A 12,698-nucleotide genomic window follows, 5' to 3' on the forward strand; every position below is an offset into this window, starting at 1 on the left:
GCGCACGCACAGCCTCGCTTTGTCTGCAACTGACCGACTGACGTCCAGCTTGCAGCAGGCAATCCTCAAAATCTCGCGATTGGCAGATGACCGGGGAGGTTGTAAGGGCAAGCACAGCTGCCCATCCGATCCGCCGGAGATCCGCCATGCCTTTGAAAATCGCCATCCAGATGGACCACATCTCCACCGTCTCGATTGCCGGCGACACGTCTTTCGCGCTTTCGCTGGAAGCGCAGCGGCGCGGCCACCAGCTGTTCCATTATACGCCCGACCGCCTATTGCTGCGCGGCGGCAAGGTGTTTGCCCGCATCGAGGAAATGCAAGTCCGCGATGAGAAGGGCAATCACTATTCACTCAGCGAAGAAGTCCGCACCGACCTGTCGGAGATGGACGTCATCCTGCTCAGGCAGGATCCGCCGTTCGACATGAACTACATCACCTCCACGCATATCCTTGAGCGCATCCATCCCCGGACGCTGGTGGTCAACGACCCGGCCTGGGTGCGCAACAGCCCGGAAAAGATCTTCGTCACCGAATTTCCCGACCTGATGCCGGAAACGCTGATCACCAAGGACCCGCTGGAGGTCGCCGCCTTCCGCAAGGAGTTCGGCGACATCATCGTCAAGCCGCTCTACGGCAATGGCGGCGCCGGCATCTTCCACCTGCACGAGGCCGACCGCAACCTTGCCTCGCTGCTCGAGATGTTCGGGCAGTTGTTCCGCGAGCCTTACATCGTGCAGCGCTATCTGAAGGAGGTGCGCGCCGGCGACAAGCGCATCATCCTGATCGACGGTGAGCCGGTCGGCGCCATCAACCGGGTGCCGGCCGAGACTGATTCACGCTCCAACATGCATGTCGGCGGCCGCGCCGAAAAAACCGAATTGACGGAGCGCGAACGCGAGATCTGCGCCCGCATCGGCCCGTCGCTGAAGGAGCGCGGCTTTATCCTCGTCGGCATCGACGTGATCGGCGACTACATGACCGAGATCAACGTGACGTCGCCGACCGGCGTGCGCGAGGTGCAGCGTTTTGGTGGCGCCGATATTGCGAGCCTGTTCTGGGATGCGGTCGAGGACAAACGCAAGTAAGCGCACGCTTTGCGGAACAGTGTTTTTCCGACCCGTTAGCGCCGCGACGCCATCAGATTGTAGCGTCCAGTTGTTCCCGTAATGTTCTTGCCTTCGTGTGAAATCTGTGGTTGTTTCTGGTAAACGCCGTTCGCGGCATGATCGCATGGGCTTCGGGCGAGCCCATGTCCGGGGACAAAAAATGGTGGCAAGGGTTCGCACGGTCGCTTTCCAAGGCATTGAGGCCGTGCCGGTCGACGTGCAGGTGATGATCGCGCCGGGCAAGGTCAACATGCACATCGTCGGCCTCGGCGACAAGGCGGTGGCCGAAAGCCGCGAGCGGGTTCAGGCAGCGCTGCATGCGTCGGGCCTGTCGATGCCGTCCAAGAAGGTCACGGTTAACCTGGCGCCGGCTGACCTGCCCAAGGAAGGCAGCCATTACGATTTGCCGATCGCGCTCGGTCTGATGGCGGCATTGGGCGCCATTCCAGGCGACATGCTGTCCGGCTATGTCGTGCTTGGCGAGCTGTCGCTCGACGGCACCATCGCCGCGGTGGCCGGCGCGCTGCCGGCGGCGATCGGCGCCAATGCCGAAGGCAAGGGCCTGATCTGTCCTTTCGCCTGCGGCCCGGAAGCGGCGTGGGCCGGCAAGGATTTCGACATCCTGGCGCCACGCAGCCTGATCGCCATCGCCAATCATTTTCGCGGCACGCAGGTGCTGTCGCGGCCAGAAGCCGGCATCCATACCTCGGCGCGCGACCTGCCGGATCTCGCCGACATCAAGGGCCAGGAGACCGCCAAGCGAGCACTGGAAGTGGCGGCAGCCGGCGGCCACAATCTGCTGATGGTCGGACCGCCGGGATCGGGAAAATCGATGCTGGCGCAGCGGCTGCCGTCGATCCTGCCGCCGCTGGCGCCGAGGGAATTGCTCGAAGTCTCGATGATCGCATCAGTGGCAGGCGAACTCGGCGAGGGAAAACTGACCGACCGGCGGCCGTTCCGAGCGCCGCACCATTCGGCCTCGATGGCGGCGATGGTCGGCGGCGGCCTGCGCGTGCGGCCGGGCGAGGCCTCGCTTGCCCATCACGGCGTGCTGTTCCTCGACGAGTTTCCCGAATTCTCGCCGCAGGCGCTCGATGCGCTGCGCCAGCCGCTGGAGACCGGCGATTGCATGATCGCCCGCGCCAACCATCGCGTCACCTATCCGGCGCGCATCCAGCTGGTCGCGGCGATGAATCCGTGCCGCTGCGGCATGGCCGGCGAGCCGGGCTATCGCTGCCTGCGCGGCGACCGTTGCCGCACCGACTACCAGGCGCGCATTTCCGGCCCGCTGCTCGACCGCATCGATCTCCGGATCGAGGTGCCGGCGGTCTCGGCCAGCGATCTGATCCGGCCGGACCGGGCGGAGAAAAGTGCCGCGGTGGCATTGCGCGTGGCACGCGCCCGGACGATCCAGCGCGAGCGTTTCGAACGGCTCGGCGCGACCTCCGCCACCACCAACGCGCATTGCTCGCCCTCGGTCATTGAGGAGATCGCGATGCCGGATGCATCAGGCCTGTCGCTGCTCAGGGACGCCAGCGAAAAACTCGGCTTTTCCGCACGGGCCTATCATCGGGTGCTGAAAGTGGCGCGGACGCTGGCCGATCTCGAGGCGAGCGAGACGGTCGGCCGCATCCATCTGGCCGAGGCGATTTCCTACCGCATGAGCTCGGAGCGGATGGCGCAGGCGGCGTGACGTTTCCCTCCCCTTGAGGGGTGGGGGACGCCGAGCCTACCTCACCCGCCTCCTTAAAGGTTGAACCTTCGGGTCAGGCCGATGCACGTGCCTTCAGCTCCAGCCGCCGCGCGTGCAGTACTGGTTCGGTGTAGCCGTTGGGCTGGGTGCGGCCTTTGAAAACCAAGTCGCAGGCAGCGAGGAAGGCGATCGATTTGTCGAAGTCCGGCGCCATCGGCTGGTAGAGCGGATCGCCTGCGTTCTGGCGGTCGACGACGCCAGCCATGCGCTTCATCGTCTCCATCACCTGGTCCGAGGTGCAGACGCCATGATGCAGCCAGTTGGCGATGTGCTGCGAGGAGATGCGCAGCGTGGCGCGGTCCTCCATCAGGCCGATGTCATTGATGTCAGGCACTTTCGAGCAGCCGACGCCCTGGTCGATCCAGCGCACGACATAGCCCAGAATGCCCTGCGCGTTGTTGTCGAGCTCCTTCTGGATGTCTGCCTGAGACCAGTTCGGCCGCACCGCTACCGGCACCGACAATATGTCGTCGAGCTTTGCCTTGGGCCGGCTTTTCAGCGCCGCCTGCACGGCCTGAACGTCGACCTTGTGGTAGTGGGTGGCGTGCAGCGTTGCCGCCGTCGGCGACGGCACCCAGGCGGTGTTGGCGCCGGCCTTGGGATGGGCGATCTTCTCGGCCAACATTGCCGCCATTAGGTCGGGCATCGCCCACATGCCCTTGCCGATCTGGGCATGGCCGGCCAGCCCGCATTCCAGCCCGGTGTCGACGTTCCAGGCCTCATAGGCGGCAATCCAGGCGGCCTGCTTCATGTCGCCCTTGCGGATCATCGGGCCGGCTTCCATCGAGGTGTGGATCTCGTCGCCGGTGCGGTCGAGGAAACCGGTGTTGATGAAGACGACGCGGTCTTTGGCGGCGCGGATCGCCTCCTTGAGGTTCACGGTGGTGCGCCGCTCCTCGTCCATGATGCCCATCTTGATGGTATTTTCGGCCATGCCGAGCAGCGCCTCGACGCGGTCGAATATCTCGACGGCGAAAGCGACTTCCTCCGGCCCGTGCATCTTGGGTTTTACGACATACATCGAGCCGGCGCGTGAATTGGCGCGGCGCCCGATCGGCCCAACATCGTGCAGCGCGATCAACGCCGTCATCGCCGCATCCATGATGCCTTCCGGCACCTCGTTGCCGTCGCGGTCCGTTATCGCCGGATTGGTCATGAGGTGACCGACATTCCTGACCAGCATCAGCGAGCGGCCGGGCAGGCTCAGAGCGCCGCCATCAGGCGCGGTATACGACCGGTCGGAATTGAGTTTTCGCGTAAAGGTCTTGCCGCCCTTCGTGATCTCCTCGGCAAGGTCGCCCTTCATCAGGCCGAGCCAGTTGCGGTAGACCACGACCTTGTCCTGCGCATCCACCGCCGCGACCGAATCCTCGCAGTCCTGGATGGTGGTCAGCGCCGATTCCAGCACGACTTCGGCAATGCCGGCCGGATCGGTCTTGCCGATCTGGTTGCTGCGGTCGATGACGATCTCGATATGCAGGCCATTCTTGGTGAGCAGGACGGCTTCGGGATTGGCGGCGTCGCCGCGATAGCCGGCAAACTGTCTGGGGTCGGCAAGCGTGGTGGCGCCGGCGCCCTCGCCCAGCCGCAACATGCCGTTGGCAACCGAAAGCCCGTTCACCCCTGCCCATTTGCCCGAGGTGACCGGCACCGACTCGTCGAGAAAATCCTTCGCCCAGGCAATGACCTTGGCGCCGCGCACGGGATTGAATCTGCCTCCCTTCTCGGCGCCGCCGGTCTCGGGAATGGCGTCGGTGCCGTAGAGCGCGTCATAGAGCGAGCCCCAGCGCGCATTGGCGGCGTTCAGCGCGTAGCGCGCGTTCATCGCCGGCACCACCAGCTGCGGCCCGGCAACCACCGACATCTCCGGGTCGACATTTTCGGTCGTCACTGAGAAGGCCGGCCCCTCAGGCACGAGATAACCGATCTCCTTCAGGAATCCCTTGTAGGCTTCCATATCGCTGGGCGCGCCATTGTCGCGATACCAGCGGTCGATCTGGTCCTGCAGCGCGTCGCGCTTTTCCAGCAGCGCCCGGTTCTTCGGCGAAAGCTCGTGAACGATGGTCGAGAGGCCGGTCCAGAAGGCGTCGGCTGCAATGCCGGTGCCCCGCAGCGCCTCGTTCACGACGAAATCATAAAGCTCGCGGGCAATCCGCAATCCGGCGATTTCGACGCGATCGGTCATCGGGGTGTCTCCAAGATGAAGGCTTTGGCCGGGCCTTTGGCATGTCAGGGTAGCACGGTCAATTCAGCTTAGGGTGAAGGTGGGTATTTTGGTCCACTTCGTCATCCCAGGCGAAGCAGGAGCGAAACGACGTCGCGGCGCATAAGCGGCTATGTGCAATCGCATATCGGGCCAATTTTCTCATTCCAGTAAACCCGGCCTTATACATTGCCTGTCAAATGAAGAAGACGTTTTGGAGTTGGCCGATGTTGAGATTTGCCTGGCTTGCTTTTGCTCTATTCTCTCTTGCATTCGCGAGCGCTGGTCCTGCCGCGGCTGCTGATGCCGAATTCATCGGCACCTGGCAGCAGGCTTACTCGACCGGCGGCCAATGCAGCGATTGCACGGTCGTCATCCGCAGCGGCAATCCCGGCCTGCAGGTCGCTGCAAGTAATGGGTGGACCGCCGATCTGAAAGCAGAAACGATCAATGGAGAAGCTGCGTTGATCGGAAAAGGCACTTGGCCGGGGTCAACTTCGGCAGGCGCCAAGGCCAGAGGCTTGGCGGCCGCCTTCAAGCTTCATCAAAAGCGGCTGATTTTGGTCATGCAGATCGTCGATCCCAATGGCAGCCGCATACGGGTAAACGCGGTTTTCGAGCGACTTGCAACCGCGCCCAAATCCTCCATCTGACATCACACCGCAATCCTTGGCCTTCCCGACGCCACCGCCACGACATGCGCCTCGATGAACATGCGCTGGGCTTCGACGGTGGAGACGCGGAATTCGGTGGCGACCTCGATCTCGGCGCTGTCGGTGCCGGCTTCCCTGGCCCGTCCGGCGGCAAGCGCGCGCACATCGGCCTCGGCCGCCGCGATCGCCGCAGCCTCGTCGAGAAAATCGCGGACTGTCTCCCCGGACGAAACGCGGAACAGCCCTTCCTTGGGCTGGCTGACGCGGGCCTCGGCTGAGACGCGGACCTGGCCAACGACGGCGCCAAGCGCGTTGGCGACGTCGGTATCTTCCGGCACGACGCAGTCATTGCCGACCAGTTCGGCCAGGCCGGCATAGTGCAGCGGCGCCGAGGCGCCGAGGCCGATGACCGGGCGGTCGAGCGCGACGCTGAGGCGGGCGATGCCGGGATGCGCGTCGACAGCGCGCTGCACCAGCGCGTGCGCCACGGTCGCCGCGCCATCGAGCCCGTCCTCGGCAAAGGCGGTTTCGAGGATGACTTCCGCCGACAGGCGGGTCAGCGTGGTCAGCACCCGTTCCGATATCTCCTCCGGCGAGGCGGCGATCGCCTGCCCGCGCCCGTCGCGCTTGCGGGCGAACAGCTCCGCACCCAGACGGGCCGAGGCGGCGTCCCAATTGGCCTGCTTGCCCAGCACATGGGCGGCATCCGACGGCGTGAAGCCGGCGACATGCACCAGGCCGCGCGACACCAGCCGGTTCAAAGTGGCGTTCTGGGCATTCGAGGTCAAAAGCCTGTCGACGGTGAGCGGAGTCGCGCGGATCATTTCATAAAGCTTGGCTTCGGCGCCGGTCAGGCCGGCCGCCAGCCGCTCCGGCACGCCGGTCCTGACCGCCAAGCGGCCATCCATGCGGCCGGGGTTGGGCGCCCGGATTTGGCGTTCCAGTTCGACAGTCACCGCCTCGCCATGCACCATGCCGGCCAACGCCAGCGGCACCAGGCGGCGCGGCCCAAGCAGGATTTTCGGGTTGAGCGCGCCGTCCTCCAGCGCCACTTCGGAATCGCCGCCGAGCCCAAAAGTGCGCATGGCGACGGCCTCGACCATGGTGCGGAAGCCGCCGACGGTGGCGCCTTCCGGGTCGAGCCTGGGACGACCGCCGTCGAGCACGGCGACATCGGTGGTGGTGCCGCCGATATCGGACACGACAGCATCGTCGAGGCCGGTCATGTGGCGGGCGCCGACAAGGCTGGCGGCGGGGCCGGAAAGGATCGTTTCGATCGGCCGCTGGCGGGCGAAGGCGGCCGAGACCAAAGCGCCATCGCCGCGCACCACCATCAGCGGGGCTGCGATCTTGCGGGCGGCCAAAAACCCTTCGGTCGCCGCCACCAGCCGGTCGATCATCGAGATCAGCCGGGCATTGAGCAACGTGGTGAGCGCCCGGCGCGGGCCGCCGAGCTTGGCCGAAAGCTCGTGGCTGGCGGTGACCGGCAGGCCGGTCTTTTCGCGGATGAGGTCGCGAGCGGCAAGCTCATGCGCCGGATTGCGGGTGGCGAAATAGGCGCAGACGGCAAAGCCGGACACCGAGGCGCCGAGTTCCGGCAGCGCCGCCTCCAGCCCGGACAGGTCGAGTTTTGCCGCATTGCCATGGACATCGTGGCCGCCGGGGCAGAACACCACAGGGTCGGTGCCGAGCGCCGCCTTCAGCCCGTCGCGGGCAAGATCGCCTTCGGAAAAACCGATCATCACCAGCGCCACGCGGCCACCCTGGCCTTCGACCAGTGCGTTGGTGGCGAGCGTCGTCGACATCGATACCAGTTTTATCGCTGCAGGATCGGTGCCGGCTTTTTGCAGCACCGCATCGACCGCGCCTGATATGCCGACCGCCAGATCGTGGCGGGTGGTCAGCGCCTTGGCTTTGGCGTGCACTTTTCCGCTTGGCCCGCCGGCTTCCGACCACAGCACGGCGTCGGTATAGGTGCCGCCGGTGTCGATGCCGAGGAACAGGGGGGAGGATTTGGCGGTCATATTTTAGCAGCGGTCCGGGGCGGCGAGGTTTTTGCTGTGAAGCCCTTAGCCGATATGGCCCGGCCGATAAAGCCGCGAGCGCTGGGCCAGGCGCGCGTAATCTCCCCCCTTGAGGGGGAGATGGGCGGCAGGCCAGAGGGGGTCGTCTCGCGTGGAGCGCCGGCATCCTTTGTCCGCGATCGAGTCGCGTCCGGACGTACCGACCCCCTCTGTCGCCTTTGGCGACATCTCCCCCTCGAGGGGGAGATTCCCGCTCACGGAACCAGATCGATCTCTTCGGTCTCGCCGCCGCTGCAGGTGTAGCAGCAATCGTCGCATTTTTCGGTGTTGCCGGGGCCGACGCCCCAATAGGTGCCCTCGTCGCCGTCGACCCAGGCGCCGTAGCAGATCGATTCACCGTCATCGCAGGACAGCGGGATCGACTTGGTCTCGCCGTCGCTGAGATAATAGTCCTGATTGTTGCCCGGCCAGATATGGTCGCGGTCCTGGCTGTAGAGCTCGACGCGCATGGCGTTGGGATGGCTGTTTTTGATGGCGAAGGTGACATCGCCGGCATAAGCCGCCGATGCAAACGATGCGGCAAGACAGAGCGCGACGGCGATGCGCCGCGCGAAAGCGTAAGACAACATGATGATTCCCCCCGGAATGAAACGGCCTGCCCGGCCGCGAGGAGACCATGGCATAGAGGCTGGAGGGGTGGAAGGGGGTGGCGGTAAATCTGCGCGTCGCGAAAGGCGCGACCTTTCCTTCTCCCCCTTTGTTTGGACTGGGGACATCGCGCTTCTGTCCTTGAACGGCATCCCGAACCCCCTCGCGCACAACGCGCAAAACTGTTCGCGATGTCCTCGCACACCTGTTCGCGATGTCCCCAGTCCAAACAAAGGGGGAGAAGGGGGAGCGCTTACCTCAACACCGCCACATGCGGCGCGAGCCGCCGGATCGCCGCGATCATGTCGGCGCCGGTGATGTCGAGCGAGGATATCTCCATATGGACGATGTTTTTGCCGAAGGGCAGCAAGCGGCCGAGCGCGTTGGCCGGCGCATATCTGATCGCATCGGGAGGCGGCTCGGTCAGTTCGAAGCTGATCATCGCCGCGCCTTCGCCGGAGGTGAGGTGCGCGCTGCGCACCTTCTCCCAGGGCACCAGCACGTCGCCACCGCGCCGGTCGCGAAAGCCACTGGCGTCGAGCACCACCTGGACGCCGGTGTCGAACGCGCCGCGCGCCAGGAACAGACCAAGCCCCAGGCAGCCAAGCGCCAGCACCACCACCAGGAACAGCCCTTGGCCCGGGGCGCCTGACGCAAGCCCCTTCAGCGCGAAGAAGCCGAAGATCGCAGCGATCAGGAGCGGCCCGAGCGCGGGAAAGATTTTTCCGGTGGGGCTGTTGCGGATTTCGACGGGCGAAGACATGGGCCACTCATCGGCCTGATTTCAGCAGGGTCCAGATCCAGCCGATGAATGTGAGGACCAGAAACGGATATCCGGCAGCGGGCAGCGGCGCCGAAGTCGGCAGCAAAGGGGCGCCCCAGAGGATCAGGCCTGCCGACACGACAAACAGCACAGCGGCCACGACAGCGGTCAGGCGCATCCACAGTGCGAAGGTTTTCGGCGCGCTGACCATGACAAGGGCGGCCGCCCAAAGCGAGATGCCCCCGACATAGGAGGGAACGCTGGCCTCGAGGCCTGCGGCATTGCCTGACAGCAGCAGGCTCTCGCCGGCGACGAAGGTGAGGAACCCGGCCGCGACCCAGTCATTGCCCAGCCGCTGGTACTTCATCGTCAACAGGGCGGCTGCCACCACGAGTGCGACGCCGTCGATCGTCCAAAGTGTTTCGCGCAGCTCGGCGCTCGCCACGAAGGTGCCGGCAAGCCCAAAGGCGCCACCGATCGCCAGGCCAATCGCGGCGACGATATCGGAGATGGCAGGGTTGGCGGAACGCATTGAGATCCCCCTTCCAAGCCCAAGGATACTTCAGGAAAGGGCGTTTTCCAATCGTTGGTTTTCGTGGCGCAGCTCGCTCAGTCCCCATTTTCAGCGTGGATAACGCCTCCTGCGGCATATCTACCTTGCCGAACTGCCGCGCGTTCCTTTGCCCTCTTTCTGCTTGTCGAGCAGCTTGCCGGTCACCGGGCTGCCGGGCGCTCCCGGCAAAAGTACAGGATCGCGGCCATGACAGCCAACATAACTGCGAGATAGTATGGCGAGAACGCCACGACTTGTTCTGCCGCTCCCCAGGTGATTGGTCTGCCTTGATCTTCGTTGCGCGTGATGATTGCTTCAACCATTGCGTCATGGCTGAACAGCATGTTGATCGCAAAGATCACAGCGCCGCTCGCTAATAAGGCGGCGTTGAGCAGTTTCGCACCTGTTGCAAACCTCAGCAACATGATGCCCCCCAAACCATAGAGCGCTCCGTAGACCATGAGCGAGACCATCTTGAGCCGTGTTTCCTCCACCATGAAAAGGAACGGCACTCCGGTGCCAGGCTCGGTCCCGCGCACCAGCTCGTTTACGCCGGACAGGACTCCGACCGTCCCAAGGAGGAGGTTTGGCCATTGGCGAAGCCGCACGCCGGCTTCCCATTCAGCGACAGCGTAGGATAGCAGATACTCACCGAGCGAGAGGTTCAGCAGGCGATTAATCGAGAGCAAGACCAGGGAAATGACGATTTGCGCCGACCACGGCAAAGGTCCGCCAAACGCAGTTTCCGGTAGTGATGGCGCTAGATAGATAGCCAGACCTACAACGGCGTTGATCCAGATGAAATCAAGAAAAAGCGAAAGGAACGGAACAACATATTTGCGCATGAAAGGCGATTTTCCCCAAAGACCCCGAGGCAAAGATACAATCGGGGGTAGAAAACGCAATGGCGACTGGGTCGTTACACTCGCTCTCTACCGGGCAGCTTCAACGCCGCGCTGGCGGGGGCCCGCTGCCTCCGGCAGCTCCCCCGCTTTCGAAGCCTGTCATCGATCCACCGGATCGATGACTTGGCGCGCTGCGCGCCAACCGGCTTCTCAGTCCCCCATCTTCAGCGCCTGGATAAACGCCTCCTGCGGGATATCGACCTTGCCGAACTGGCGCATCCGCTTCTTGCCCTCTTTCTGCTTGTCGAGCAGCTTGCGCTTGCGTGAGACGTCGCCGCCGTAGCATTTGGCGGTGACGTCCTTGCGCAGCGCCGAGATCGTTTCGCGGGCGATGACCTTGCCGCCGATGGCCGCCTGGATCGGGATCTTGAACAGATGGTGCGGGATAAGTTCCTTCAGCTTCTCGCACATCAGCCGGCCGCGCTTTTCCGCCGCCGTGCGGTGGACCAGCATCGACAGCGCGTCGACCGGCTCCTCATTGACCAGGATCGACATTTTGACCAGGTCGCCCTCGCGATAATCGGTCAAATGATAGTCGAAGGAGGCGTAGCCCTTGGAGATCGACTTCAGCCGGTCGTAGAAGTCGAAGACAACCTCGTTGAGCGGCAGATCGTAGGTCAGCATGGCGCGCTTGCCGACATAGGACAGATCGGCCTGGATGCCGCGCCGGTCCTGGCAGAGTTTTAGGATGCCGCCGAGATACTCGTCGGGCGTCAGGATGGTGGCGCGAATCCACGGCTCTTCGATCGCCTGGATTTTGACCACGTCGGGCATGTCGGCCGGGTTGTGCAATTCCTTCGTCGTGCCGTCGTTCAACAGCAGCCGGTAGACGACCGAGGGCGCAGTGGCGATGAGGTTGAGGTTGAACTCGCGCTCCAGCCGCTCCTGGATGATTTCGAGGTGCAAAAGGCCAAGGAAGCCGCAGCGATAGCCGAAGCCGAGGGCCGCGCTGGTTTCCATTTCGAAGGAGAAGGAAGCATCGTTGAGGCGCAGTTTGCCGACCGCGGCGCGAAGATCCTCGAAATCGGCGGCGTCGACCGGGAACAGGCCGCAGAACACCACCGGCTGCGCCGGCTTGAAGCCGGGCAGGGCCTGGGCCGTCTGGCGCTTGTCCTCGGTGATGGTGTCGCCGACGCGGGTATCGGCGACTTCCTTGATCGAGCCGGTGAAGAAGCCGAATTCGCCGGGGCCGAGCTCGTCGACATTGATGCGGGCCGGCGTGAAGACGCCGGTGCGCTCGACAAGGTACTTGGCGCCGGTGCCCATCATGCGGATGGTCTGGCCCTTCTTCAGCACGCCGTCGATGATGCGGACCAGCACGATGACGCCGAGATAGGCGTCGTACCAGCTGTCGACCAGCATCGCCTTCAGCGGTGCTGTGATGTCGCCCTCGCGCGGCGGCGGCAAATCGTTGACGATCGCCTCCAGCACGTCGGGAATGCCGAGCCCGGTCTTGGCCGAGATCAGCACGGCGTTGGAGGCATCGATGCCGATCACCTCCTCGACCTGCTCGCGGATGCGCTCGGGCTCGGCGGCGGGCAGATCGACCTTGTTCAGCACCACGACGATCTCGTGGTTGTTGTCGATGGCCTGGTAGACATTGGCCAGCGTCTGCGCCTCGACGCCTTGAGAGGCATCGACGACCAGCAGCGAGCCTTCGCAGGCGGCGAGCGACCGCGACACTTCGTAGGCGAAGTCGACATGGCCGGGCGTATCGATCAGGTTGAGGATATAGTCCTCGCCATTGTTGGCGCGGTATTTCAGCCGGACCGTCTGCGCCTTGATGGTGATGCCGCGCTCACGCTCGATATCCATCGAGTCCAGCACCTGCTCCTTCATGTCGCGCAGCTCCAGCCCGCCGGTGGACTGGATCAGCCGGTCGGCAAGCGTGGATTTGCCATGGTCGATATGGGCGACGATGGAGAAATTGCGGATGTTTTTGATCGGCGTGGTCATGATGGGGCGGCTTTAGCAGGGGCAGCTTGCCCGGGCAAGCGGCCGGGCGCGGCGCCAGGGCAACGAGTTCAGGTTAACGACGGCGTGTAATTTGTGGCCCGCCGCAGGTTAGCGTGATTCAAAGAGGCTTC

Annotated in this window: 10 protein-coding genes; 3 read left to right on the top strand and 7 right to left on the bottom strand. The window is 64.1% G+C overall.

Going from position 1 to position 12,698, the window contains the following annotated elements; genetic code table 11:
- Positions 1-146: 146 nt before the first annotated feature.
- Both gshB and AC0L3I_RS30265 read left to right on the top strand, forming a co-directional pair.
- A complete protein-coding gene (gene gshB, locus AC0L3I_RS30260; RefSeq protein ID WP_473529334.1) occupies positions 147-1,088 on the top strand; it encodes a glutathione synthase in 942 nt (313 codons plus the stop codon).
- Between the two features lie 181 nt (positions 1,089-1,269).
- Complete coding sequence (locus AC0L3I_RS30265) at positions 1,270-2,802, top strand: YifB family Mg chelatase-like AAA ATPase (protein ID WP_473529335.1); 1,533 nt, start codon at positions 1,270-1,272, stop codon at positions 2,800-2,802.
- 73 nt (positions 2,803-2,875) lie between these two features.
- Here AC0L3I_RS30265 and AC0L3I_RS30270 read toward each other — a convergent pair whose 3' ends face one another.
- Positions 2,876-5,047, bottom strand: coding sequence for a malate synthase G (locus tag AC0L3I_RS30270; protein WP_473529336.1), 2,172 nt, complete (start codon positions 5,045-5,047; stop codon positions 2,876-2,878).
- A gap of 245 nt (positions 5,048-5,292) precedes the next feature.
- Here AC0L3I_RS30270 and AC0L3I_RS30275 point away from each other — a divergent pair, with 245 nt between their 5' ends.
- Positions 5,293-5,718: a cadherin repeat domain-containing protein gene (locus tag AC0L3I_RS30275; protein WP_473529337.1), complete on the top strand. Its 426-nt coding sequence runs from the start codon at positions 5,293-5,295 to the stop codon at positions 5,716-5,718.
- A gap of 2 nt (positions 5,719-5,720) precedes the next feature.
- Here the strand turns inward: AC0L3I_RS30275 and AC0L3I_RS30280 are convergent, their stop codons facing one another.
- From AC0L3I_RS30280 to lepA, 6 genes are all read right to left on the bottom strand, one after another.
- A complete protein-coding gene (locus AC0L3I_RS30280; RefSeq protein ID WP_473485672.1) occupies positions 5,721-7,742 on the bottom strand; it encodes a hydantoinase/oxoprolinase N-terminal domain-containing protein in 2,022 nt (673 codons plus the stop codon).
- Between the two features lie 254 nt (positions 7,743-7,996).
- Positions 7,997-8,368 (bottom strand): hypothetical protein, encoded by a 372-nt coding sequence (locus AC0L3I_RS30285; protein ID WP_473529343.1) that lies wholly within the window; start codon positions 8,366-8,368, stop codon positions 7,997-7,999.
- Between the two features lie 275 nt (positions 8,369-8,643).
- On the bottom strand, positions 8,644-9,153 hold the full coding sequence (locus AC0L3I_RS30290; protein ID WP_473485673.1) for a hypothetical protein: 510 nt from the start codon (positions 9,151-9,153) through the stop codon (positions 8,644-8,646).
- A gap of 7 nt (positions 9,154-9,160) precedes the next feature.
- The gene (locus tag AC0L3I_RS30295) at positions 9,161-9,685 is read right to left on the bottom strand and encodes a hypothetical protein (protein WP_473529338.1); all 525 of its coding nucleotides are present in this window, start codon (positions 9,683-9,685) and stop codon (positions 9,161-9,163) included.
- A gap of 182 nt (positions 9,686-9,867) precedes the next feature.
- A complete protein-coding gene (locus AC0L3I_RS30300; RefSeq protein ID WP_473529339.1) occupies positions 9,868-10,551 on the bottom strand; it encodes a hypothetical protein in 684 nt (227 codons plus the stop codon).
- A gap of 210 nt (positions 10,552-10,761) precedes the next feature.
- Positions 10,762-12,567: a translation elongation factor 4 gene (gene lepA / locus AC0L3I_RS30305; protein ID WP_473485676.1), complete on the bottom strand. Its 1,806-nt coding sequence runs from the start codon at positions 12,565-12,567 to the stop codon at positions 10,762-10,764.
- Between the last annotated feature and the right edge of the window lie 131 nt (positions 12,568-12,698).

It is taken from the genome of Mesorhizobium sp. WSM4840, assembly GCF_055811755.1.